The sequence below is a fragment of the Siccirubricoccus soli genome, assembly GCF_024178315.1.
Classification (GTDB): Bacteria; Pseudomonadota; Alphaproteobacteria; order Acetobacterales; family Acetobacteraceae; genus Siccirubricoccus; species Siccirubricoccus soli.
Genome location: NZ_JAMZIK010000101.1, coordinates 39,795 through 63,813, shown reverse-complemented (window position 1 = coordinate 63,813; position 24,019 = coordinate 39,795). Strand labels below are relative to the sequence as shown.

General features: G+C 71.8%; 23 protein-coding genes. 13 read left to right on the top strand and 10 right to left on the bottom strand.

Annotation, left to right across the window (positions count from 1 at the left end):
* Positions 1 to 921: Bug family tripartite tricarboxylate transporter substrate binding protein (locus NJ376_RS16430; RefSeq protein ID WP_252954368.1), on the top strand; the 921-nt coding region annotated here is incomplete at its 5' end.
* Positions 922 to 1,068: 147 nt separating this feature from the next.
* On the opposite strand, the gene NJ376_RS16425 is transcribed toward NJ376_RS16430, so the two are convergent.
* The 5 genes from NJ376_RS16425 to gatC all read right to left on the bottom strand — a co-directional run bounded on the left by NJ376_RS16425 (position 1,069) and on the right by gatC (position 5,535).
* The gene (locus NJ376_RS16425) at positions 1,069 to 1,554 is read right to left on the bottom strand and encodes a GAF domain-containing protein (protein ID WP_252954367.1); all 486 of its coding nucleotides are present in this window, start codon (positions 1,552 to 1,554) and stop codon (positions 1,069 to 1,071) included.
* 221 nt (positions 1,555 to 1,775) lie between these two features.
* Positions 1,776 to 3,224, bottom strand: coding sequence for an Asp-tRNA(Asn)/Glu-tRNA(Gln) amidotransferase subunit GatB (gene gatB / locus NJ376_RS16420; RefSeq protein ID WP_252954366.1), 1,449 nt, complete (start codon positions 3,222 to 3,224; stop codon positions 1,776 to 1,778).
* Entirely contained in the window at positions 3,208 to 3,624 is a 417-nt protein-coding gene (locus tag NJ376_RS16415) for a hypothetical protein (RefSeq protein ID WP_252954365.1), read from the bottom strand. Before NJ376_RS16415 ends, gatB begins: the two co-directional genes overlap by 17 nt.
* Positions 3,625 to 3,755: 131 nt before the next feature.
* Positions 3,756 to 5,246 (bottom strand): Asp-tRNA(Asn)/Glu-tRNA(Gln) amidotransferase subunit GatA, encoded by a 1,491-nt coding sequence (gene gatA / locus NJ376_RS16410; RefSeq protein ID WP_252954364.1) that lies wholly within the window; start codon positions 5,244 to 5,246, stop codon positions 3,756 to 3,758.
* Between the two features lies 1 nt (position 5,247).
* Positions 5,248 to 5,535, bottom strand: a complete 288-nt coding sequence (gene gatC, locus NJ376_RS16405) for an Asp-tRNA(Asn)/Glu-tRNA(Gln) amidotransferase subunit GatC (RefSeq protein ID WP_252954363.1) — start codon at positions 5,533 to 5,535, stop codon at positions 5,248 to 5,250.
* A 43-nt stretch (positions 5,536 to 5,578) separates the two neighbouring features.
* On the opposite strand from gatC, the gene ruvX reads away from it, so the two are divergent.
* The gene (gene ruvX, locus NJ376_RS16400) at positions 5,579 to 6,055 is read left to right on the top strand and encodes a Holliday junction resolvase RuvX (RefSeq protein ID WP_252954362.1); all 477 of its coding nucleotides are present in this window, start codon (positions 5,579 to 5,581) and stop codon (positions 6,053 to 6,055) included.
* Positions 6,056 to 6,205: 150 nt separating this feature from the next.
* On the opposite strand, the gene NJ376_RS16395 is transcribed toward ruvX, so the two are convergent.
* On the bottom strand, positions 6,206 to 7,282 hold the full coding sequence (locus NJ376_RS16395) for a serine hydrolase domain-containing protein (RefSeq protein WP_252954361.1): 1,077 nt from the start codon (positions 7,280 to 7,282) through the stop codon (positions 6,206 to 6,208).
* A 264-nt stretch (positions 7,283 to 7,546) separates the two neighbouring features.
* Here NJ376_RS16395 and NJ376_RS16390 point away from each other — a divergent pair, with 264 nt between their 5' ends.
* A complete protein-coding gene (locus NJ376_RS16390) occupies positions 7,547 to 9,502 on the top strand; it encodes a hypothetical protein (protein ID WP_252954360.1) in 1,956 nt (651 codons plus the stop codon).
* Between the two features lie 111 nt (positions 9,503 to 9,613).
* Here NJ376_RS16390 and minE read toward each other — a convergent pair whose 3' ends face one another.
* From minE to minC, 3 genes are all read right to left on the bottom strand, one after another.
* Positions 9,614 to 9,916 (bottom strand): cell division topological specificity factor MinE, encoded by a 303-nt coding sequence (minE, locus tag NJ376_RS16385; protein WP_252954359.1) that lies wholly within the window; start codon positions 9,914 to 9,916, stop codon positions 9,614 to 9,616.
* Complete coding sequence (gene minD / locus NJ376_RS16380; protein WP_252954358.1) at positions 9,916 to 10,737, bottom strand: septum site-determining protein MinD; 822 nt, start codon at positions 10,735 to 10,737, stop codon at positions 9,916 to 9,918. The genes minE and minD overlap by 1 nt, the downstream gene beginning before the upstream one ends.
* Before the next feature lie 714 nt (positions 10,738 to 11,451).
* Complete coding sequence (gene minC / locus NJ376_RS16375; RefSeq protein WP_252954357.1) at positions 11,452 to 12,195, bottom strand: septum site-determining protein MinC; 744 nt, start codon at positions 12,193 to 12,195, stop codon at positions 11,452 to 11,454.
* A 207-nt stretch (positions 12,196 to 12,402) separates the two neighbouring features.
* Between minC and NJ376_RS16370 the strand changes: the two genes are divergently transcribed.
* The 10 genes from NJ376_RS16370 to NJ376_RS16325 all read left to right on the top strand — a co-directional run bounded on the left by NJ376_RS16370 (position 12,403) and on the right by NJ376_RS16325 (position 22,428).
* Positions 12,403 to 13,302: an ABC transporter substrate-binding protein gene (locus NJ376_RS16370; protein WP_252954356.1), complete on the top strand. Its 900-nt coding sequence runs from the start codon at positions 12,403 to 12,405 to the stop codon at positions 13,300 to 13,302.
* The gene (locus NJ376_RS16365; protein ID WP_252954355.1) at positions 13,299 to 13,748 is read left to right on the top strand and encodes an acyl-CoA thioesterase; all 450 of its coding nucleotides are present in this window, start codon (positions 13,299 to 13,301) and stop codon (positions 13,746 to 13,748) included. Before NJ376_RS16370 ends, NJ376_RS16365 begins: the two co-directional genes overlap by 4 nt.
* Before the next feature lie 378 nt (positions 13,749 to 14,126).
* On the top strand, positions 14,127 to 15,095 hold the full coding sequence (locus NJ376_RS16360) for a D-2-hydroxyacid dehydrogenase family protein (RefSeq protein WP_252954354.1): 969 nt from the start codon (positions 14,127 to 14,129) through the stop codon (positions 15,093 to 15,095).
* Between the two features lie 237 nt (positions 15,096 to 15,332).
* Positions 15,333 to 16,280, top strand: coding sequence for an ABC transporter substrate-binding protein (locus tag NJ376_RS16355; RefSeq protein WP_252954353.1), 948 nt, complete (start codon positions 15,333 to 15,335; stop codon positions 16,278 to 16,280).
* 109 nt (positions 16,281 to 16,389) lie between these two features.
* The gene (locus tag NJ376_RS16350; protein WP_252954352.1) at positions 16,390 to 17,181 is read left to right on the top strand and encodes an ABC transporter permease; all 792 of its coding nucleotides are present in this window, start codon (positions 16,390 to 16,392) and stop codon (positions 17,179 to 17,181) included.
* Positions 17,182 to 17,209: 28 nt separating this feature from the next.
* Positions 17,210 to 17,968 carry an ABC transporter ATP-binding protein gene (locus NJ376_RS16345; protein ID WP_252954351.1) on the top strand — a complete coding sequence of 253 codons (759 nt, stop codon included), beginning with the start codon at positions 17,210 to 17,212 and terminating at the stop codon, positions 17,966 to 17,968.
* Between the two features lie 458 nt (positions 17,969 to 18,426).
* On the top strand, positions 18,427 to 19,266 hold the full coding sequence (locus NJ376_RS16340; RefSeq protein ID WP_252954350.1) for an alpha/beta hydrolase: 840 nt from the start codon (positions 18,427 to 18,429) through the stop codon (positions 19,264 to 19,266).
* Complete coding sequence (gene atzF, locus NJ376_RS16335) at positions 19,266 to 21,059, top strand: allophanate hydrolase (RefSeq protein WP_252954349.1); 1,794 nt, start codon at positions 19,266 to 19,268, stop codon at positions 21,057 to 21,059. Before NJ376_RS16340 ends, atzF begins: the two co-directional genes overlap by 1 nt.
* Positions 21,059 to 21,433: an oxalurate catabolism protein HpxZ gene (hpxZ, locus tag NJ376_RS16330; protein WP_252954348.1), complete on the top strand. Its 375-nt coding sequence runs from the start codon at positions 21,059 to 21,061 to the stop codon at positions 21,431 to 21,433. The genes atzF and hpxZ overlap by 1 nt, the downstream gene beginning before the upstream one ends.
* A 287-nt stretch (positions 21,434 to 21,720) precedes the next feature.
* The gene (locus NJ376_RS16325) at positions 21,721 to 22,428 is read left to right on the top strand and encodes a transposase (protein WP_252954347.1); all 708 of its coding nucleotides are present in this window, start codon (positions 21,721 to 21,723) and stop codon (positions 22,426 to 22,428) included.
* Positions 22,429 to 22,513: 85 nt separating this feature from the next.
* On the opposite strand, the gene NJ376_RS16320 is transcribed toward NJ376_RS16325, so the two are convergent.
* On the bottom strand, positions 22,514 to 23,716 hold the full coding sequence (locus NJ376_RS16320; RefSeq protein WP_252954346.1) for a Zn-dependent hydrolase: 1,203 nt from the start codon (positions 23,714 to 23,716) through the stop codon (positions 22,514 to 22,516).
* Positions 23,717 to 24,019 lie beyond the last annotated feature (303 nt).

The following is a 24,019-nucleotide window of genomic DNA, read 5'->3' as shown; positions in this document are numbered from 1 at the left end:
CCGGCGCTTGCCCAGGGGACGGGGGATTGGCCCAGCCGCCCCATCCGCATCATCGTCCCCTACCCGCCCGGCGGGCCGAACGACATCATCGCCCGGCTCTACGCCCAGCCGCTGATGGCCCAGCTGAAGCAGACCATCGTCATCGAGAATCGCGGCGGCGCCGGCGGCGGCATCGGGGTGGACGCAACGGCCAAGGCGGCGCCGGATGGCTACACCTTCGTCATCACCTCCTCCGGCCCGCTGGTCATCAACCCGCACACCTCCACCCTGCCCTACAAGGTGCCGGACGACCTGACGCCCATCAGCATCGTCACCCTGGTGCCGGAAGCACTGGTGGCGCCGCCCTCCCTCGGGGTGAAAACCCTGCCGGAGCTGATCGCCCTGGCGAAGCGGCAGCCGGGGCGGATCAATATCGGCACCGCCGGCGCCGCCGGCATTTCCCAATTCGCGGCGGAGCTGCTGCGCATCCAGACCGGCATCGACATCACCGTGGTGCCCTATCGCGGTGCGGCACCGGCGGTGACGGACCTGCTGGGCGGCTCCATCCAGCTGCTCTTCGCCGATCTGCCGCCCATCATGCCGCATATCCGCAGCGGGGCGATGCAGCCGCTGGTCCTGGCCAGCCGCCAGCGCAGCCCCGCCCTGCCGGACCTCGCCATCACCGCCGAATACGGCTATCCGGAGCTGCTGGCGGATAATTGGTACAGCCTGCTCGGCCCCGCCCGCCTGCCGGCACCGATCCTGGCGAAGATGTCCGCGGCGGCGAAGATCGCCAGCGAGGCGCCCGAGGTGCGGGACGGGCTGGCAGCCCAGGGCGCCCAGGCGAGCTGGACCACGCCCGAGGCGTTCCGCGCCCGCATCCTGCAGGAATCCGAGGTGTGGCGCCGGGTGGCGCAGACGGCCAACATCCGGGTGGAGTAGCGGCGGCCCATACCGGCCGCGCGACATACCGACCGGCGTCGGTCCATGGGCATGCGGCCGGCATGCCCTTCAGCCTGGCGCGCAGCCGCCACACCAAGCCTGCGCGCGATACCCGGCTCGGAAAGCCACGGCTTTCCGGACGGGGCATCAACCCAGCCGCCGCCGCGCCTCCTGCAGCAGCGGCACGGCGAGGCCGGCCAGCACCAGGCCCGGCACGATATCCCCGGCGGCGTAGCGCCCCTCCTCCGCCAGCAGGTTGACGGTGCCGAGGGTCCGGCCGCGCCAGCGCGCCGGCAGGTTCATGGCGCAGCCGCAGCCGAGGGATTCGATCAGCGCATGGTCCGGGAAGGTGGCGCGGATCGCCGCCACATCGGCGCAGAACCAGGGCTCGCCACGCCGGAAGAGCTGCCGCGTCCATTCGGTGTCCCGCACCGGCTTGCGGCCGCCGGGCGGATAAACCTCCGGCTGGCTGGAGTGGAGGCGGAGATTCCACCCCTCCGCGGCATCATGCAGCATGATGGAGAAGAGGCGCGGCGCGAGGATTGCCGCCGCCGCCTCTGCGAGGGCGGCATAGCCCTGCTCCAGCCGCTCGATCCCGGCAAGGCGCTGCGCCAGGCAGGCAAGGACGGGCATGGGGTCCGATACAACCATGGGACGAGTGTAGCGGGGCCGGTGAAAGAGTCCCGTCGAGAATCATCACCGGGCAGGCCCTGATGCGGGTCGGCAGGTTCAACCCTCGCGTGCAAACCTCACACCGGGGTCCAGGGAGGAGTTCCCTCCCCGGCGGCGGTTGGCGGCACGGCCGCCAACGGGGGCTGCGCCCCCTGCCGGGGTCCAGGGGGCAGGGCCCTGGCTCAGCCCAGCGCCCGCTTCACCGCCTCATTCACCAGGGCCGGGTTGCCCTTGCCCTGCATCGCCTTCATCACCTGGCCGACGAAGAAGCCGAACAGCTTCTCCTTGCCCGCCTTGTACTCGGCGACCTTGTCGGCATTGGCCTCCAGCACCTGCGCCACCATGCGGTCGATGGCGCCGGTATCCGTCACCTGGCGCAGTCCGCGCTCCTGCACGATGGCGCCGGGCGACTTGCCGGTCTCGATCATCGCCTCGAACACCGTCTTGGCCAGCGTGCCGGACAGCGTCTTGTCCGCCAGCAGGTCCAGCAATTGGCCGAGATGCTCGGCCGGCACCGGCGGCGCCGCGATGCTGGTCTTCAGGCGGTTGATGGCGGCGAAGAGGTCGCCCGTCACCCAATTGGCCGCGACCTTGGCATCGCGCCCCTTGGCGACCGTCTCGAAATAGGCGGCGGTCTCCTTCTCCAGGGTCAGCACATGCGCGTCATAGGGCGTCAGCCCCATCGCCACATAGCGCGCCCGCCGCTCATCCGGCAGTTCCGGCAGGGAGGCCTTGAGCTGGTCCACCCAGCTCTGCTCGATCACCAGCGGCGGCAGGTCGGGGTCCGGGAAGTAGCGGTAGTCATGCGCATCCTCCTTGGAGCGCATGGAGCGGGTGACGCCGCGCCCCGTGTCGAACAGCCTTGTCTCCTGCTCGACCGTGCCGCCCTCCTCCCACACCTCGATCTGCCGGCGCGCCTCGGCCTCCACCGCCTGCATGACGAAGCGGATGGAGTTGACGTTCTTCACCTCGCAGCGGGTGCGGTAGCCCTCGCCCGGCTTGCGGACGGAGACATTGACGTCCGCCCGCATCGAGCCCTCGTCCATGTTGCCGTCGCAGGTGCCAAGGTAGCGCAGGATCTGCCGCAGCTTCGAGAGATAGGCGCCGGCCTCCTCCGGGCTGCGCATGTCGGGCTCGGAGACGATCTCCATCAGCGCGACGCCGGAGCGGTTGAGGTCGATGAAGCTCTTGGTCGGGTGCTGGTCGTGCAGGCTCTTGCCCGCATCCTGTTCCAGGTGCAGGCGGGTGATGCCGATGGTCTTCACCGTGCCGTCGCCCAGCTCGATCTCGATCGCGCCGGTGCCGATGATCGGGTGGGCGTATTGGCTGATCTGGTAGCCCTGCGGCAGGTCGGCGTAGAAGTAGTTCTTGCGGTCGAAGCGCGACCAGAGATTCACCTGCGCCTTCAGCCCGAGGCCGGTGCGGACGGCCTGGGCCACGCATTCCCGGTTGATAACCGGCAGCATGCCGGGGAAGCCGGCATCCACCAGGCTCACCTGGCTGTTCGGCGCGGCGCCGAATTCGGTGGCGGCGCCGCTGAACAGCTTGGCGTTGGAGGTGACCTGGGCGTGGACCTCGAGGCCCACGACGATCTCCCAGGGGCCGGTGCGGCCTTCAAGCGTGTAGGTCATGGCCTCGTTCCTTCTCGGCCCAATCGAAGACGCGGCGCTGTTCCGCCGCAAGGAAGCTGGCGGCATCGCCGCCGGGGATGACACGGCCGCAGCGCTCCGCCGCCCGGGCGAAGCCGATCAGCGGCCGCCCGCGCATGGCGCCATGCGGCACGCTCCGCTTGTCCACCACGATGGCCGGGAGCAGCGGCCAGCCCCGCGCGGTGCCGCGCCGGCAGAGGTCGAAGAGGTGCGGGTCCATCCGGCGCCGCGCCACGCTCCAGGCCAGCCCGGACGCCGCCGCGACATCGCCGTAGCTCAGGAACCGCCGCGCTTCCGCCGCCTGCCGGATCGCCGCGAGGCTGCGCGCCAGATCCAGTGTTCCTCGGTTCGGCTGAAGCGCCCGTTCCTCCGTCCCGGCCACGGCTTCAGGGGGCAGGCCGGTCTCGCCGGGGCCAGGGATCGCCGCAGGCGACCGGCGCAGCCGGCGCGCAGCGTCCTTCCGGCCGGCGGCGCCGCCTCGCCATCCTTGCGGTGCCGGGCGTGCGCCCAGCCTCACACCGCCCCCGCGCGCAGCCGCGGCAGCGCGTCGAACCCCGCCGCCTTCTCGATGGCGGTGCCCACCGCGAAGACCGTCTCCTCGTCGAAGGCGCGCCCGAGCACCTGCAGCCCGAGCGGCAGGCCCTGCGCATCGAGCCCCGCCGGCACGGCGAGCCCCGGCAGGCCCGCCAGGTTCGCCGGCACGGTGAAGACGTCGTTCAGGTACATCGTCACCGGGTCGTCCTGCTTCTCGTCCATCCCGAAGGCGGCGGAGGGCGTGGCCGGGGTGACGATGGCGTCCACCTTGCCGAAGGCCTCGTCGAAGTCGCGCTTGATCAGCGCCCGGACCTTCTGCGCCTTCAGGTAGTAGGCGTCGTAATAGCCGGCGCTCAGCACATAGGTGCCGATCATGATGCGCCGCCTGACCTCCGCGCCGAACCCCGCGGCGCGGGTGCGCTCATAGAGGTCCTTCAGATCGCTGCCCTTCTCCGCCACGCGCAGGCCGAAGCGCACCCCGTCATAGCGGGCGAGGTTGGAGGAGGCCTCGGCCGGCGCCACGATGTAGTAGGTCGGCAGCGCGTATTTCGTGTGCGGCAGGCTGATCTCGACAGTCTCCGCGCCCTCGGCCCGCAGCCAGTCCAGCCCCTGCTGCCACAGCGCCTCGATCTCGGCCGGCATGCCGTCCAGCCGGTATTCCTTCGGCACGCCGATGCGCAGCCCCTTCACCCCGCGGGCGCAGGCGGCGGCGAAATCCGGCACCGGCACCTCGGCGCTGGTGCTGTCCTTCGGGTCGAAGCCGGCCATGCTCCGCAGCAGGATGGCGCAATCCTCGACGGTGCGGGCCACCGGCCCCGCCTGGTCCAGCGAGGAGGCGAAGGCCACGATGCCGTAGCGGCTGCACCTTCCATAGGTCGGCTTGATGCCGGCGATGCCGCAGAAGGCCGCGGGCTGGCGGATGGAGCCGCCGGTGTCGGTCGCCGTCGCCCCCAGCGCCAGCCGCGCCGCGACCGCCGCCGCCGAACCGCCGGAGGAGCCGCCGGGCACCAGCCGCGTATCGGGGTCGTTCGCCCGGCTCCAGGGGTTCTCCACCGGCCCGAAGGCGGAGGTGGTGTTGGAGGAGCCCATGGCGAACTCGTCCAGGTTCACCTTGCCGAGGAACACCGCGCCGTCCCGCAGCAGGTTGGCGGTGACGGTGCTCTCATAGGGCGGGATGAAATTGCCGAGGATCCGGCTGCCCGCCGTGGTACGGACACCCGCGGTGCAGAACAGGTCCTTGATCGCCAGCGGCACGCCTTCCAGCGGCCCGGCGATGCCTTCCTTCCGCCGCGCATCGCTGGCCTTGGCCTGGGCCAGGGCCTGCTCCGCCGTCACCGTGGTGAAGGCGTTGAGGCGCGGGTTCAGCGCCTCGATGGCGCGAAGATGCGCCTCGGTCAGCTCGACGCTGGTGACGAGGCCCTCGTTCAGCGCCTCGATGGCGCCGCGCAGGGTGAAATCGGTCGGGTGCATCTTATTCCACCACCTTCGGCACGCCGAAATATTCGCCCTCGCGGTCCGGCGCATTGGCCAGCACCTGCTCCGGGATGCCGCCATCGGTCACGACATCCTCCCGCATGCGCAGGGAGACGGCACCGCCGCCGGCCATGGGCTCCACGCCCTCGGTGTCCACCGACTGCAATTGCTCGATCCAGCCGAGGATGCCGTTCAGCTCCGCCTGCATGCGGCCGACCTCCTCCTCTTCCAGCCGGATGCGGGCCAGCGAGGCGATGCGCCGGATGGTGGCGGTATCGAGCGACATGGGGGTTCCCGTAGCAAGCGATATGAGGGCTATAAGGCCCGGCATGGCGCTCTTCAACCTGAGGGACCTCCGGGCCGCCCTGCCGCGGGGACAAAGGCTCATCGGCCTCGACCCTGGGGCGAAGCAGATCGGCGTCGCCCTCTCCGACGTGCTGCTGCTGCTCGCCAGCCCCTATGCGGTGCTGAAGCGGGGCAAGCTGGCGGCCAATGCGGCGGAGGTCGCGGCCATTGCGCGGAAGGAAGGGGCGGGCGGGCTGGTGGTCGGGCTGCCGCTCGGCATGGATGGCAGCTTCGGCCCGGCGGCCCAGGCGGCGAAGGATTGGAGCCTGGCCATGAGCGCGGCCACCGGCCTGCCGGCGGCGCTGTGGGATGAGCGTCTCTCCTCGGCTGCGGTGAACCGGATGCTGGTGACGGAGGCGGACCTCACCCGCGCCAAGCGCGCCCAGGTGGTGGACCGGGCGGCGGCGGCCTGGATGCTGCAGGCGGCGCTGGACGCGACGCGGCCGCCGCCCGGCGCGTGACCATCCAGGGCGCGCGGCCCCGCGCGAGCGGCGCCAGCCGCGCCATCCGATGGGCAAGCCGGGCGGGCGAGGCCCGGCCCCTCCGCCCCGAGCGATATCCGATCAGGTGGAATCAGCTGGTCGGATTTCTTGCTCCAGGAAGCATAATACCTAGCGCAGCGCCTGCCCCACCCTCTCCATGAACCCGTTGAGCTGCGTCGGGTCCACCCAGCGCAGCACTGCCACCACCCCGCTTTCGGGATCCACCCAGGTGATGTTCCCGCCGGCGCCGGAGAAGCAGAAGCTCCCCTCGCTCGCCGCCGGCCAGCGCGTGCGACCGGTGTTCAGCCACCACAGCAGCCCGTAATGTGGGTTCAGCGCGCAGGGCGTGCGGCAGGCGGCCACCCAGCCCTCCGGCAGCAGCCGCCGCCCCTCCCACACCCCGTCCTGCAGGCAGAGCTGGCCGATCCGCGCCTGATCCTCGGCATGGATGAACACCCCGCCGCCCCAATGCCCGCCGCCGGAGACGCTCTGCACAAGCCGCCCGCCGATCTCGACCCAGGAGGTCTCGTACCCCTCCCAGCGCCAATCGTCGGAAGCGCCAATCGGCCGCATGATCCGCTCGGCGAACACCTCCGGCAGCGGCCTGCCGAACACCCGGAGCAGGGCGAGCGACAGCCGGTTCACCCGGACGTCATTGTATTCCCAATACGCGCCCGGTGGCTGCAGCGGCCTCGGCAGCCCCTTCTGTCCCCGCCCCTCCACCACCAGGTTCCGCCCGCGGTCGATGAGGTCGGACTTGCCGAACAGCTCCCCCTCCCACTCGGAGGTGTTCTGCAGCAGGTGCCGCCAAGTGATGCCGGCATTCTGCGCCCCCTCGAAGCCGCCATCATCCACCAGCCGCCGCACCGGCGCGTCGAGGTCCGGGATCAGCCCATCCCCCACCGCCAGCCCGGCCAGCATCGCCAGGTAGCTCTTCGCCACGCTGAAGGTCATGTCCACCTGCCAGGTGTCGCCCCAGCGCGCCGCCAACCTGCCCTGGCGCAGCACCAGCCCGTTCGGCGCCCCGCGCGGCGCGGTGCGGCCGAGGATGGCGTTGTCCGGCGGCGCCTCGAAATAGCCGGCCTCGATATGGGCACGCAGGTCGCGCGGCCAGGGCGTCTCATGCGCCAGGGCGAAATCGACCGCCGCCTGCAGCGCGGCGGGATCGAAGCCGGGCGCCGGGCCCGGGGAGGGATCGCTGAACATGCCGGCAGCCTAATGGCTCCGCCGCGGCTGTCGATGCCCGGCGGCAGTGCCCTCCCCTCTGTCGCCGGCCGGCTTCCCCCGGCGCCCGCGGATCGCGCTCCCGGGCCTGCCGCTTCCCGCCGCCGGCCCCCGGCGCGGGGCGGAGGCGGGAGGTCGGGCGCCATGCCGCTCTGGCACGCCCCCCCCCTCCCGCGATACCATCTCCGCCCGGCGGCCGGCCCCGGCCCCACCCACCACCTGCCGCCAGCCGGAACCACCGCCCGCATGAGCCTGCCGCCCGCCCTGCCCCCGGCCGACCCCGTCGCGGCCGGCCTCGCCTTCCTCAAGGCGCAGCTCGCCAAGCCGGTGACGCTGCGGGGCGCGCCCGCCCTGGCCCTGGCCGAAACCGCGCAGCCCTTCAACGACAGCCGCTGGTACTGGACGGACGACAACGCCAAGGCGCTGGAATTGCTGGCCCTGCCCGCCATCCGCAACGCCGATCCGGAATTCACCGACCGGATCCTCGACTTCGTCCTCGGCATGTCCTCCACGGACCTGATCTGGCGCCGCCTGGCGGAGCCGCAGCTCAAGCTGCAACAGGCGCAGCCGGAGGATTTCCGCCTCCTCACCCCCTTCCACAGCCTGCACGGGGACCTCCGGCGCGGCGTCATCCTGCAATCCGGCCGGTTCAACGACGATCGCGACCGGGTGGCGGCCGCCCATACCGGCAACCTGATCGAGTTCACCATCCATGGCCGCGCCCAGTGCCTGGATGTCGAGGACACGATCACCGATTGCGGCGTGGAGCGGACCGCCGAAGGCGTGATCCTCTTCCACGAGAGCACACTGATCGCGCCTGCGGCCCTTTTCGGCAACCGCACGGAGAAGGTGGCGACGCTGCGCTACGAATACGCGGTCCGCGCCGACAGCCCGGTCATCCGCCTGACGGTGCGGCTGCGGCCGGAGCCCGGCGTGACCCTGAAATCGGTGCGTCTCAGCACGGGCAGCGACGCCCTCTCGGACCAGCCGCGGCATTGCCGCATCGGCACCGAAGCCGGCTACGCCTCCCCAGCACTGCCGGCCACCGGCCAAGCCTATGTGCATCATGGGCCCTTCCGCCAGCTCGTGCTCCAGGAAGGCGGGCTGGCCGGCTACGCCCATGCGCTGCACATCCGGCCGCAGCAGCCGGAGCGGGTGCGGAGCGTCAGCGCCACCGTCACCGAGTCCGGCCGGCTGCACTGGTGCGTCACCCGCTACGAGGCGGGGACGGTCGGGCCGGGCAGCGAATTCGCCATCGAGGAGAACCGCCTGCTGGTCACCGGCGGCACGCTGGTGCCGACGCCCGGGCTGGAGGCGCCGCTCCAGGCGCCGGCCGAGCATCCCTGCATCGACCCGAGCGCGAGCTACGACTACGGCGCGGAGCTGAACGCCATCGCCACCTACTGGGCGAGCGGCACGCTCGGCCTCTACCGGCATCCCGTGCCGCCGGAGAAGCTGGCGACGCTGCGCGCTTGGTTCGACCGGCACCTGGAGGCCTTCTTCGCCAGCACCGCCCCGGCCGAGGCGCCGGGCCCCGCGATCTTCGTCCGCGGCATGTCCTTCGCCATCCTGGCGCTCGACACCATGCTGCAGGCGAGCGGCGAGGGGCGCTACCGGCTGGCGCGGGAGGCGGCGCTGGACATGCTGCTGCAGCGCCAGCAGGGCGGCGAGAATGACGGGCTGTTCATCGATACCGGCGGCATCGTCGCGCATCTGGACTGCCAGGCGGCGGCGATCCTCGCCCTGGCAAGGCTGGCCCGGCCGGGCTGCGACGCGCGGGTGCCGCCCGCGCTGCGTCGCGCCGTGCTGGCGCTCCGCCTCGGCACCCTGCCGGTGCCGCGCGGCGACATCGCCCTGCCCTTCGACACCATCGTGGTCCGCACCCGCAAGCCGGATGGCCACCTGTACGAGGAAGGCGCCTTCTGGACCTACAAGGTCGGGCTGCTGCTGCGGGCGCTGAAGCAGGTCCGCGCCCGCCGGCAGGAGGGCAGGCTGCCCTGGCTGACGGAGGAATGGGACCGGCTCGGCCGCCTCATCCGCCTGTGCCAGGACCAGCTGGCGACGACCGCGCGGCGCAGGCCGGAGGGCGTGGAGCACCTGACCAGCCCGGTGGCCGGGGAGACGAATTCGGAAACCCAGCCCTGGGTACTGCTGGCCCTGGTCGCGTCGGAGCTGCCGCTGCCGGTGGCCGCAGCGGCCTGACCAGGGTCGCCGCCCCCTGCCCCTCCCGCCGCAAAGGGCACCGCTCCCGGCCCCGGCATGTCCTTGGGCCCCGGCGTGGCTGTCGGGCCGGCTGAACCCGCAGCCCCGCCCCTACCGCCCGGCCGCCGCCGCCTGCTGCGGCGCCGGCGCGCCCTTCGGCCCCGGCAGCTCGATCTCGATCGCCAGGGTGGACATGTCCCCGCCCCGGTCCAGGTTGATGGCCACCTTCCCCGGGTCGATCGCCACGTAGCGCGCCACCACCGCCACCAGCTCCTGCTGCAGCCGTGGCAGGAAATCCTCCCGCGTCCGGCCGATGCGCTCATGCGCCAGCACGATCTGCAGCCGCTCCTTCGCCGCGCTGGCGCTGGCCGGCTCCGGCTTCCGGGTGCTGCGGAAGAAATCCAGCCAGCTCATCAGGCCGCCCTCCCCCCGAACAGACGCTTGAAGATGCCCGGCTTCTTCTCCGGCTCGAGGAAGCGGTGCGGCAGCTCCTCGCCGAGGAACCGGCCCACCGCATCCTTGTAGGCCTGGCCCGCCACGCTCTCGGCATCCATGATCACCGGCGTGCCGGTGTTGGAGGCCTTGAGCACGCTCTCGCTCTCCGGGACCACGCCGAGCAGCGGGATGGCGAGGATCTCCCGCACATCCTCAAGCTTCAGCATCTCCCCCCGTTCCACCCGGTTCGCGTCGTAGCGGGTGACGAGGAGGTGCTCCTTCACCTTGTCCCGCTTCTCCTCCGCCCGGCGGGACTTGCTCTGCAGCACGCCGAGGATGCGGTCGGAATCCCGCACTGAGGAGACTTCCGGGTTGGTGACGATGATCGCCTCGTCGGCGAAGTAGAGGGCGAGCAGCGCCCCCTTCTCGATGCCGGCCGGGCTGTCGCAGAGGATGTAGTCGAAATCCTTGCCGAGCTCCTCGATGATCTCGGCCACGCCCTCCTTGGTCAGCGCGTCCTTGTCCCGGGTCTGGGAGGCCGGAAGGATGGAGAGGTTCTCCGTGCGCTTGTCGCGGATCAGCGCCTGGTTCAGCCGCGCCTCGCCCTGGATGACGTTCACGATGTCGAACACCACCCGGCGCTCGACCCCCATGATGAGGTCGAGGTTGCGCAGCCCGACGTCGAAATCGATGACCACGGTCTTCTTGCCGCGCTGCGCCAGCCCGGTCGCGATGGCCGCGCTGGTCGTCGTCTTGCCGACGCCCCCCTTGCCCGAAGTGACGACGATCACTTGCGCCATGAACGCATACCCCTCTCGAATCCCCTCGGCCTGCGGGCAGCTGCCGCGCCGGGCATGTGCGCCGGGCTGCCGGGGCCGCCGGCCCCGGTTCCGCCACCTTCCATCCCGTGCGAGCGATTCCCCCGCCGACCCTCCCTGAAACCATTTTCGCCCGGTGCAGGTCCCTGCCCGCCGGCATCGGCCGGCCTGCGGGTCATGCCCCGAACCCAACCCATTCCCCCGCCGCGGCACCGCCGGGCGATTCCCCTGGCCCGACCGAAGCGACCGCCGATCGGACCAAGCCGTCCCTCGGCCGGCCCACCGCCGCGGCGTCCCGGGCCGCCCGCCGCCGCGCCGACGGATCCACACCCGATCCATCCTCCTGCGGCAGCGTCACCGGCCCGGTCCCGAAGTCCTACGGGCTTCATTCCCGGGCCGCCAGCCTTTGTTGCCGGCGGCCGCTTCGCCGGGTGCCCGTTCGCCGGGTGCCCGGCGGCGGCCGCAGGCGGCAGGCCGGAGCGCGATCGGTTGAACGTCGCCCGGCCCAATCCCGCCCCGGCCGCCATCCGGTCGCCTGACGCAGGGTTTCGGCCGATTTGGCCTCAACCGGTCACGCCCTGGTGTCCTGATGTCGAAGTCCCGCGGACTTCGTCCTCAGGCCACCAGCCATTGTCTTCAGTGGCCTGCCGATCCGCTGCGTCCGCGGGAAATCCCACGAACTTGGCGGGCAGGACACTAGCCCAGCGGTCCGAAGCGCAATTCCTCCCCCTCCAGCCAGACCTGGGTCGGCCGGCCGGAGGCGGTGTCCCCGAGCTGCTCCCGCACCGCGTAGAAGCCGGCGATGGCGATCAGCTCGGGGTCGAAATTCAGGGCGAAGACCCGTGCCTCCGGCATGTCCCGCGCCCCGGCGATGGCCCGGCCGCGCAGCGCGCCATAGACATGGACATGCCCGTCGGCGATCACCTCCGCCCCCGGATTGACCGTGGCGGTGACGATGAGGTCGGCGCCCGCGGCGTAGATCCGCTGGCCGGACCGCACCGGTTCCGTCACCAGCAAGGTCGGCCGCCCGGGCTCGACCGGCGGCGGCAGCGGCGCCGCGGCGGGTTCCGGCACCGGCGCGGCGGGGACGGGGCCCGGCGCCTCCTCGGCATCCCGGCCGCCGACGGCGCGCAGCGGCGGCAGCCCCGCGGCCTGGGCCGCCTGGCGCATCGCCGGCTGGCCGCCGCTGGTGCCGATGGGGACGATCTCCAGCGCGTGCAGCCCCTCGATCAGGCCGCGGAAATCCACCTCGTCCGGGGAGGCCTCGAGGTCGCCGAGGCCGATGACGATCGGGGCGAAGCGCAGGAAGCCGGGCGCCCGGCGAAACTGGTCGCCCAGGGCGGGCAGCACCGCCTCCGGCCGTGGGTCCAGCAGCCGCAGCACCAGCAGGTTGAAATTGCCGGCACGCAATCTGAAGGTTTCGGGCAGCGTCTGGCTCAAGCGGGGGACTCGGCTGAGGTCGGATGCGGATGGCGCAGCATGAAGCGGCTTGCCTGCCGCGGTCTATAGCCATGCGCGCCCCCGCGGCGAAGCCCGGATGCGCGGTTTTGCCCGGATTCCGCGTGCCCAGCCGGCGCCCGGCGGCGCCCCCTCCTGGGCGAGCCGCGCTTCCCCGGCATAATGGAGGCCCTGCCGAGGAGCCGCCGCATGCGCCCGATGACCCTGCTGGAGCCCTTCCGGGCGCTGTTCTACGCCCCCTTCTACCTGGCCGAGGCGCGCGGCGCCTTCGCCCGCCAGGGTGTCGAGGTGCGGATGGTCGATGCCGGCGGCACCGATGCCGCCTGCGCGAAGCTGCTGGCCGGGGAGGCGGACCTCGCCTGGTCCGGCCCGATGCGCCCCATGCTGCTGCGCAGCCGCGACCCCGGCTGCACGCTGCGCAGCTTCTGCGCCGTGGTGATGCGCGACCCTTTCCTGCTGGTGGGCCCGGCCCCGCGTCCCGGCTTCTCGCTCGCCGATCTCGCCGGGCTCCGCCTCGGCCTGGTGTCCGAGGTCCCGACCCCGGTCTGGTGCCTGGCCGGCGACCTGGCCGAGGCCGGGCTGCCCCCGCTGCCCCCACCCGCCGGCCCCTCCATGGCGGAGAACGCCGCTTCGCTCGCCGCCGGCACGCTCGACCTGGCGCAGATGTTCGAGCCCTTCGCCTGCCGGGTGGAGGATGCCGGCGGCGCCGTGCTGCACGCCCAGGCCAGCCGCGGCCTCACCGCCTACACCGCCTTCTACGCCACGGAGGCCGGGATCGCGGCCCGCCGGCCGGAGCTCATGGCGATGATCCGCGCCATGGACGAATCGCTCCGCTTCCTCCGCGCCGCCCCGGCCGCCGAGGTCGCCGCCCTCCTCGCCCCGCGCTTTCCCGATGTGCCCGGGGACCACCTCCGGCGCGGCATCGCCCGCTACCAGGGCCTCGACCTCTGGGGCGCCGGCCCGCACTTCCCGGAGGCGGCGCTGACCCGGCTCGGCCGCGCCATGGTCGCCGCCGGCGCCATGAGCCACATCCCGCCCTTCACCGCCTGCGTGGACAATGCCATCGTGGAGGAAGCGCTTTCCGCATGAGCAAGCCGCCCATCGCCACCCGCGCCGATTTCCTCTGGTTCACCGAAATGCCGACGCGCTGGATGGACAACGACATCTACGGCCATGTGAACAACGTCCAGTACTACAGCTTCATCGACACGGCGGTGGCGCTCTTCCTGCTGGAGAACGGCGTGCTGGACCTCGCCACCAGCACCGAGGTCGGGCTGGTGGTGGAGACGCAGTGCCGCTACTTCGCGCCCATCACCTTCCCGGACCGCATCACCTGCGGGGTGCGCTGCGGCCGGCTCGGCACCTCCTCCATCCGCTACGAGATCGGCCTGTTCCGCAATGACGAGGACCAGGCGAGCGCCGAGGCGCATTTCGTCCATGTCTATGTCGCCCGGGCGGAGCAGACCCGGACCGTGCCCCTGCCGGCGAAGCTGCGCGAGGCGGCCATGCGGAAGCTGCTGCCGTCCGCGCCGTAACCGGGCGCCGCCGCCGGGGCGATTGCGTAGCCGGCGCAGTTGCGCCAACGCTAGGGCGTGATCGGTTGCGGTCGGATCGGCCGTAGCCGCGAATCGCGCGGCCGACGACGCGCTGGGACGGGACAGAGAAGCGAGACTCGGCTGATCCCGCCCCAGGGCGGGCCGGGCCTCGCCGCGCCACCCTGCCCCGGCCATGCCTTCGACCGCGCGATCCGCGCTTCCGGTGACGCCACCGCAAGCGATCCCACCTAGAGCAGATCGCGTTCGGATGGAGTCATCTGAACGCGTGAAGATGCTCGCAGAACAACGGCCTAGCGCATGCTGCGTGACCGCAAGCGAACGCAGCATGCGCTAGGCGCCCCGATGGAGGAAACCCGGATGCCCAGCCTGACCCGCCTTGCGATCCTCGACGACTACCAGGGCGTCGCCCGCAGCCTCGGCCCCTGGGACCGGCTGCCCAAGGACATCGCCATCGAGGTGTTCCGCGACACCATCACCGACCAGGACGCGCTCGCCGCCCGCCTCGCGCCCTTCGACGCGCTGCTGATCATGCGGGAGCGGACGCCCTTCCCGAAATCCCTGCTCGACCGGCTGCCGAACCTCAAGCTGCTGATCACGACTGGCGCCCGCAACCGATCGGTGGATGTCGCGGCGGCCACTGCACGGGGCATCACCGTCTGCGGCACGCCGGGCTTCGGCAACCCGACGGTGGACATCACCTGGGGCCTCATCCTCTCCGTCCTGCGCCACATCCCGGAACAGGAAGCCGCGCTGCGCGCCGGCAAGTGGCAGGTGAAGCTCGGCACCGGGCTGGAGGGCAAGACGCTCGGCGTCATCGGCCTCGGCAATCTCGGCTCGCGCGTGGCCAAGGTGGGCGCCGCCTTCGGCATGCAGATCCTCGGCTGGAGCCAGAACCTGACGGCGGAGAAGGCCGCGGCCGCCGGCGCCACCCTGGCGGCGAGCAAGGAGGCGCTGCTGGAGCAGGCGGATGTGGTGACGCTGCATGTCGTCCTCTCCGACCGTTCCCGCGGCATGATCGGCGCGGCCGAACTGGCGCGGATGAAGCGCAGCGCCATCATCGTGAACACCAGCCGCGGCCCGCTGATCGACCAGGCGGCGCTGATCGCGGCGCTGCAGGAGGGCCGCATCGCCGGGGCCGGGATCGACGTGTACGATCAGGAGCCGCTGCCGGCGAACCACCCCATCCTGTCGGCGCCGAACACCGTGCTGACGCCGCATCTCGGCTATGTGACGGAGGAAAGCTACCGCGCCTACTACCTGGGCGCGATCGAGGCGATCGAGGCCTATCTGAAGGGCACGCCCATCCGCGAATTGCGCGCGGAATAGGCAGACTGGCGCGGGGGAGGGCGTTAAGGACGGGGGCTCCGCCTCCAAGCCCCCGCCGGGGGGGTGGATCACCCCCGGACCCCGGTGTGAGTCGGCCGGCCCAACCCACGGGTCTGAACTCGGACCGGGGTCCGGGGCCAGGTCCTGGCCCCGGCGGGGGTGCAGGGGGCAGCGCCCCTGCCCGGCACATTCGTTGCATTGGTCCTCCCGAACGATTTTCCGGGAGATTCCGCCGCCATGGCCCTCACGCGCCGCGCCCTGCTCGCCGCCGCCACCCTGCCGCTCGCCGCGCCTGCCCTGCATGCCCAGGGCGTGACAGTGCGGATGGGTGCGCTCCGCCTCATCCACTCCATCGCGCCCTACCTGTACGAGCGCTTCCAGCCCGCCGGCGTGAAGATCGAGGTCATCCCCTTCGAGAGCCCGACCGAGGGCAAGAACGCCGTGGTGACGAAATCCGTCGATTTCGGCGCCTTCGGCATCGCCGCCGGCATCCTCGGCGCCGCGGCGCGGGAGCCGGTGACGGTCGTCGGCTCCTGCTGCGACCGCGGCATGGCGGTGGTCGCCCGCAAGGAGCTGCCCATCGGGAAGCTGGCCGACCTCAAGGGCCGCAAGGTCGGCATCTGGCCCGGCTCGACCCAGGAGGTCTTCATCCTGGAGCGCCTCAAGATGGAGGGGATGACGGTGCGCGACATCCAGCCCATCCGCGTCTCCTTCAGCGAAATGCCCATCGCCCTCGCCCGCGGCGATATCGACGCCTATGTCGGCGCCGAGCCGGGCCCCGGCGTCTCGATGGCCGCCGGCATCGGCAAGATCGTGGAGTATCCCTATTCCACGCCCATGGGCTCGCTGAACATGGTGTTCGCCTGCCATGCGGAGACGGTGACGCAGCGCCCCGACCTGGTGCGGCAGATGCTGAAGGTGCACCGCCAGGCCAGCGAATTCGGCATGGCCAACCGCGAGGTGACGATAGAGACGGCGGTGACGCGTCTCGGCATGCGGCGGGACGCGCTGGAGCTGAGCCTGCCGAACGTCGAGCTGAACTGGCAGATGACGCCGGAGATGCTGGGCCGCGCCAGGACCTATGCGGACCACATGCTGGCGCTGCGGCAGATCCGTGCCCTGCCCGATTTCGCCAGCTTCTTCGAGACGAAATTCTCCGACGAGCTGGCGAAGTCGGCGGCCTGAGCATGCGCCCGATCGCTGAACGGCAGGGCTCCGCGGGCCCGGGCCGGATGCGCATGTCCCGGGCCGCTGGCGGGCGTCGGCCCACGGGCGCGCAGCGGCCGCGCCGGCCATGACCGCGCACGGCCTGTCCCCGCGCCAGGTGGTGCTGGCCCTGGCGGCGCCGGTGCTGGGCGTGCTCGCCTGGCACCTGGCGACGCACGGCCAGGCCTACAGCCTCATCCCCCCGCCCTGGGATGTGGCGGTGCAGTGGTGGGACCTCGCCTTCGGCGGGGTCTGGGACGATCTCTATTCGGAGACCCTGCTCACCCACACCTTCGCCAGCCTTTCCCGCGTCTATGGCGGCTTCGCCCTGGCGGCGCTGGTGGCGCTGCCCATGGGCATGCTGATCGGCCGCGTCGCGGCGGTACGCGACCTGCTGGACCCCAGCCTGCAGATCCTGCGCCCCATCCCCGTCACCGCCTGGCTGCCGCTGGCCATGATCGTCTTCGGCATCGGCCCGCGCAGCGCCTTCTTCCTGGTCTTCCTCGGCGCCTTCTACCCCATCCTGCTGAACACCATCTTCGGCGTGAAGAATGTCGAGGGCCGGCTGTTCGAGGCGGCGGCGATGCTCGGTGTTTCGCCGCAGGCGGTGTTCTGGAAGGTGGTGCTGCCGGCCTCGCTCCCCTCCATCTTCACCGGGCTGCGGCTTGGCCTCGGCTTCGCCTGGGTGGTGATCGTGGTCGGCGAGATGACCGGCGTGCAGACCGGGCTCGGCGCCATCATCATGGAGGCGCGCCAGCTCTCCCGCACCGAGATCGTCATCTCCGGCATGGTGACCATCGGCGTGCTCGGCTTCCTCTCCGACCGGATCGTGCAGCTTCTCGGCCGCCGCCTGCTGCGCTGGAGCCCCCAGCATGGATGACCTGGCTCCCCGGACCGAGACCCGGCCCATGACGCAGCTGCCGATCCTCGAGGTGCAGGGTGTCACCAAGCGCTTCGCCTTCGGGGCGGAGCAGATCACCGCGCTCTCGGATGCCTCGCTGCGCATCGGGAAGGGCGAGTTCATCTGCCTCATCGGCCCTTCCGGCTGCGGCAAATCCACCCTGCTCCGCATGGTGGCGGGGTTCGAGACGGCGACGGCGGGCAGCCTGCTGATGTGGGGCAAGCCCATCGCCGGCCCTGGCCCGGACCGCGGCATGGTGTTCCAGGATTACGGCCTCTTTCCCTGGCTCACCGTCGCGCAGAATGTCGGCTTCGGCCCCGCCGCGCGCGGCCGCCCGAAGGCGGAGGTGGCGGCGACGGCGAAGCGCTTCGTGGACATGGTCGGGCTGACGCGCTTCGCCGATGCCTATCCGCACCAGCTCTCGGGCGGCATGCAGCAGCGCGTCGCCATCGCCCGCGTGCTGGCGAACGATGCCGAAGTGGTGCTGATGGACGAGCCCTTCGGCGCGCTGGACGCGATGACGCGGGAGCGCTTGCAGGAGGAGCTGCTGGAGGTCTGGGCGCGGGCGAAGCTGACCGTCCTCTTCGTCACCCATGCCATCGAGGAGGCGATCTTCCTCTCCGACCGCATCGTGGTGATGTCCCCCGGCCCTGGCCGCATCGTCGCCGATGAGCAGGTGATGCTGCCCCGGCCGCGCGACCCGACCTCCCCTGAATTCAACGCGCTGCGCCGCCGCTTCGCGGCCATGCTGGGCGGGCACCATTAGATGCCGGCAGCATGGAGGTTGTCCCTCTCCGGTGACCCGAAGGCGCCTCTGCGCGCCTTCGACGCCGTCGAAGGCGGCCATTCGCGAGGGCCATGGTCCGGATTTCGTGTCAAGGATGCCGTGAAGCGGCACCGCGCTGCGCGCGGCGAAGGCCTCGATACGACATCCGGCCCATGGCGTGGGCTTGGAATGTGCCCGACGGTGTCGAGCGCGCAGGGCGCGCCCGGACGCGACAGCGTCCTTAGAGCATGCGGCGTTCGCTTGCGCTCACGCCGCATGCTCCAGGCCGTTGTTTTGCGAGCAGCTTCACGCGTTCAGATGAGTCCATCTGGACGCGATCTGCTCTAGCAGCGACAATGGAATGCTCACGGCAAAGCCGCACTAGGTCATCCGCCAGCGCCACCTACGATACGCTCGTCCAGCCTCACCACCCGCGCCACCGCACCGGAACACCGCCCATGTCCTACGCCCCCCTGCCCGGCTTCTGGGCCAGCGCCACCCAGGATGAGCGCGACGCCTGCTACGACAACAACCGCGCCGTCCCCGACAGCGCCGCCCTGATCGAGGCCCGCAACGCCGCCGCCGCCAGCTTCCGCGCCACCCATGCCGGCCATCTCGGCCTCGCCTACGGCCCCAATGAGCGCAATGTCTGGGACCTCTTCCCCGCCGCGCGGGCCGATGCCCCCTGCCTCGTCTTCATCCATGGCGGCTACTGGCAGCGCAACCGGCGCGAGGATTTCTGCGCCTTCATGGCCGGCGCCCACGCCCATGGCTGGGCCGCCGCCCTGCCCGGCTACTCCCTGGCGCCGGATGCGACGCTGACCCAGATCGTCGCCGAGATCATCGCCGCCCTCGACTGGCTGCAGGAGAACGGCCCGAAGCACGGCATCGCCGGCCGCGTCATCGTCTCCGGCTGGTCCGCCGGCGGGCATCTCGCCGCCATGGCGCTCGGCCATCCGCTGGTCAGCGCCGGCCTCGCCATCTCCGGCATCTACGAACTCGCCCCGATCCGCGAGACCTACCTGAACGAGAAGCTGCACCTCACCGAGACGGAGCTGGCCGCCCTCTCGCCCATGCGCCTGCCCATGGTGCCGAAGCCGCTGGCCATCGCCTATGGCACGAAGGAGACGCGCGAGCTGATCCGCCACTCCCGCGACTTCCACGCCGCCCGCGCCGCCGCGCATTGCCCGGGGCCGCTCATCCCCGTGCCGAACGCCGACCATTTCCGCATCCTGCACGCCCTGGAATCCCCCCAGGGCGCGCTGATGCGCGCCGCGCTGGACCTGCTGGCCGCCTGATGCGCCCGCCCGAGACCTTCACCCTGGACGCGCTGTCCGCCTTCCACGCGGCCGGCGGCAGCCCCGTCGCGGTGGCGGATACGGCGCTGTCCCGCATCGCCGCCTGGGCCGACCCCGCCCTCTTCCTCACCCGCGTCGAGCCGCACGCGGTGCGCGCCCGCGCCGCCGCCCTGGCGGCGGAGGGCCCGCAGGGCCGCCCGCTCTACGGGGTGCCCTTCGTGGTGAAGGACAATATCGACTGCGCCGGGCTTCCCACCACCGCCGGCTGCCCGGACTACGCCTACACCCCGGCGGAGGACGCGCCTGTCGTCGCGCGGCTGCTGAAGGCCGGCGCCATCCTGCTGGGCAAGGTCAACCTCGACCAATTCGCCACGGGGCTGAACGGCACGCGCAGCCCCCATGGCACGCCGCGCAACGCCCTGCTGCCGAGCCATGTCCCCGGCGGCTCCTCCTCCGGCTCCGCCACCGCCGTCGCTGCCGGCATCGCGGCGTTCTCCCTCGGCACGGACACCGCCGGCTCCGGCCGGGTGCCGGCCATGGCGAACAACATCGTCGGGCTGAAGCCGAGCCTCGGCCTGATCCCGAGCCGCGGCATGGTCCCGGCCTGCCGCTCGCTCGACACGGTCTCGATCTTCGCCCTCACCGTGGCGGATGCCGCCGCGGTGCTCGCCGTCGCTGCCGGCCCCGACGCCGCCGACCCCTATTCCCGCCCCGCGCCGCCCTTCTGGCGCGCCGCCCCGGCGCCGCAGCCCGCCTGGCGCCTCGCCGCTCCGCTGCCCGCGCAGCTCAGCTTCGACACGCCCGGCGACGCCGCGCTCTACGAGGCCGCGCTCGGCCGCGCCCAGGCGCTCGGCGCCAGCCTCGCCCGCGTCGATATCGCCCCCTTCCTCGCCATCGCCCGCCGCCTCTATGACGGCGCCTGGGTCGCGGAGCGCACCGCTGCGCTACGGGAATTCCTCACCGCGCGGCCGGAGAGCGTCCACCCCGTCACCCGCACCATCCTCGAGGCCGGGCTCGACAAGCGTACCGTGGACGCCTGGGAGGATTTCCACGCCGCGGCGGAGGCCCGCCGCCTCGCCCGTGCCCTCTTCGCTGGCACGGATGCGCTGCTGCTGCCCACCGCGCCCGGCCTGCCCAGCCTGGCGACCCTCGCGGCGGAGCCCGTCGCGGCGAATAGCCGCCTCGGCACCTACACCAATTTCGTGAACATCTGCGACCTGGCCGCGCTCGCCATCCCCGCGGGCTTCACCGCCGCGGGCCTGCCCGCCGGCCTCACCCTCATCGGCCCGGCTTTCTCCGAAGCCCGCCTCGCCGGCCTCGGCGCCGCGCTGCACGCCACGGCGGGCCTCCCCCTCGGCGCCCTCGGCACCCCCACCCCGCCGCCTCCCGTTCCGCCGACGCTTGCCGCGGACGAGCTCCCCCTGCTCGCCATCGGCGCCCACATGTCCGGACTGCCCCTCAATCCGCAGCTGCTGCGCCATGGCGGCCGCTTCCTCCGCGCCGCCACCACCGCGCCCCACTACCGGCTGCACGACCTCGGCAACCGCCCCGGCATGGCGCGCGTCGCCAGCGGCGGCATCGCCATTGCCGGCGAGATCTGGGCGCTGCCCGCCACCAGCCTCGGGCCCTTCCTCGCCGAAATCCCGCCGCCCCTCGGCTTCGGCCGCGTCACCCTCTCGGATGGCAGCACGCCCCTCGGCTTCCTCGCCGAGGCCGCGGCGCTGGCCGATGCGCCGGACATCTCCGCCCATGGCGGCTGGCGCGCCTATCTCGCAGCAAAGGACCAGGCCTGATGGAGTTCGACCTCCCGGAACCCATGGCGGAGATGCAGGCCGCCTTCGCCGAGTACGAACGCGCCCTCGTCACCAACGACGTCGAGACGCTGCAGCGCCTGTTCCGCAAGGACGCCCGCACCCTGCGCTACGGCCCCGCCGAGAACCTCTATGGCTGGGAGGCGATCGCCGCCTTCCGCGCCGCCCGTTCCCCGGTCGGGCTGGCGCGCACGCTGGAGAACACGGTCATCACCACCTATGGCCGGGACTTCGCCACGGCCAACACCGAATTCCTCCGCAGCGGCCGCCGCGGCCGGCAGAGCCAGAGCTGGGTGCGCTTCCCGGAGGAAGGCTGGCGCATCGTCGCGGCGCATGTCTCGCTGATGCCGGAGTGAAAGGCGGGGGCTCCGCCCCGGAACCCCGGGCAGGGGCTCTGCCCCTGCACCCCGCCGGGGCCAGGACCTGGCCCCGGACCCCGGTCTGAGTTCGGACCCGAGGGCTGAACCAGTCGGGCCCCACGACACCCTGCGCAAGCCCCGGCACGCCGGGCGGCGATGCCGGCCAGGCAAGCCTCGCGCCAGCCCCGCCGCGGCCGCGGCCATCGCAGCAGATAAGATTATTTTCCTTGAAGACGGGTCGTGGTTGCTGATACGTTCCCGAATTCCCCTGCGGTCCTTCTCCCATGCGCCCTCGCCGCCTTCTCCCCCCGGACCTCTTCCCCGCCAGCCTCCTCCCCCGCGAATTCCTGACCCGCCGCCTGGTGCTGGACCCCGTCCTGCGCCTGACGCCGCCCACCATCTGGGCCCCGCTGACCGAGGAGGAATGGGCCGCCATCGCCCCCATCTTCGCCGCGGCCAAATGCGCCCAGGCCGATGGCCCCGGCCGGCCGATGCGGGACAGCCCGCGCGCCCGGCTGGATGCCATCTTCCGCGCCTGCACCCTGAAGCGCGGCGGCCTCCGGGCCCCCTGGGCCGACCTGCCGCCGGAATTCGGCAAGCCGGACACCGCCTCCCGCTCGCACCGCCGCTGGGGCAAGGCCGGGCTCTGGGCCATGCTGCTGATCGCCGTCGCGCGCCGGGACCGCGCCCCGGTGTGGGACGGCCTGGCCTATCGGGTGTGCTGCGCCTTCCGCCGCGCCATCCGGCTGATGGGCCTGGCCGGGATCATGCTCGCCAAGCGGCTGCGCATGCCCTCGGCCTTGCCCGGCCCCTCCACCTGGCTGCCGGATGTGGATTTGTCCGAAATCTACCGCGAGGTGATCCGTCGCATTCTCTCGGCGATCATGGAGCGCCCCTGGCGCCCGCCCGCCTGGATCTTCCGCCTGATGCGCCGGATGCTCGGCTTTGCCGCCGGCCGTTCCCGCATCCCCCGCTGGGCGGAGCCCGCATAGGGTGCCACCGTCGGGTGCAAAACCCCCGGTTTCCAAAGGCCCTTCGGCCTTTGGCGGAGGGAGTTTGAGGGAGGCAGAGCCTCCCTCAAGCTTCCAGGTAGCTCTTCGCCGCCTCCCCCAGGATCTCGCAGCACAGCGCGAGATCCTCCTCCTTGGTGTCCTCGGCCCAATGGTGGCTGATGCCCTTGATGCTTGGCGTGAACAGCATCGCCACCGGCATCACCCGCGCGATGTACTGCGCATCGTGCCCCGCCCCGCTCGGCATGCGCTGCCACTTGCCCGGCGCCAGCCGCTCCGCCGCCGCGTCCAGCGCCGCCATCATCTTCGGCTCGCACAGCGCGGGCAGCGACTTGCTGACATTGTGCAGCGTCACCGTGCAGCGCTCCCGCCGGTTCATCTCCTGCACGCAGCGCCGCAGGCAATCCTCCATCCGCTCCAGCGTCGGCAGGTCGATGTCGCGGAACTGGAAGAGGATGTCGGCGCTCCCCGGGATGATGCTCGGCGCCCCAGGGTCGAGCGTGATGCGCCCCGTCGTCCACACGCTGCGCGGCCCGCAGACCTTCGGCATTTCCTGGTCGAGCATCGCCAGCAGCCGCACTGCCGTCAGGCCGGCGTCGCGCCGCTCCGCCATGGTGGTGCCGCCGGCATGGTCCTGCATGCCCTCGATGATGATGCGCCACTGCCAGATCGCGACGATGCCGGTCACCACCCCGGCCTGCAGCCCGGCATTCTCGAGCTGGGTGCCCTGCTCGATATGCATCTCGAAGAAGCCCTTGTAGCGCAAGGGGTCGAGCCGCAGCCGCTTCCTGCCCGCCAGCCCCGCCGCCGCCAGCGCCTCGCGCAAGGGCTGGCCGTCATTGCGGCTGCGGCTGCGGTCGATCTCCTCCTCGGAGAGGATGCCGATGAGCGACTTGCTGCCGAGGAAGCCGCCCTCGAAATGCCCTTCCTCATCGGCAAAGGCGGCGACATCCACCGGCAGCCCGGCGCGCGCCAGCGCGACGCCCGCCATCACGCCAAGCGCGCCATCCAGCCAGCCGGCGTAGTTCTGGCTCTCGATATGGCTGCCCACCAGCAGATGCGGCCCGCTGCCCCTGTGCCGGCCGAAGACATTGCCGATGCCGTCGATCTCCGCCTCCAGCCCGCATTCCTCCAGCCGCGCCACCAGCCAGCGCCGGCTTTCCATGTCCTGCGGCGAGTAGGTCGGGCGGTGCACGCCGGTCTTGTATTTGCCGATCTGCCGCAGCTCGTTCAGGTCCTGCAGGAAGCGGGCGGTGTCGATCAGCGGCATGGCGGGAGCCCCTTGTTGCAATGCAAAAATGCCCGGTGAATCGCGCCTCGGCAATGCCGCCGCTGCTGATCATGCGGCTGTCCGCGCGAATGAGCCGGCGCCCCGGCTATCCAGGCCGGGAGGAGGCGGCCGCCTGGGCGCCGCGCATCCACGCGGAGCAGGTGGCGCAGCTGCGGCGCCCGGCGTCCCGCACCGGGCTGGCGGTCGCCGCGGCGGAGGGCAGCTGCGGCACATCCCATGGCCGGTGGTATTCGCGGCCGGACACTCGCGCGGCGCGCGCTTGGCAAGCGCCTCGCCCTCCCC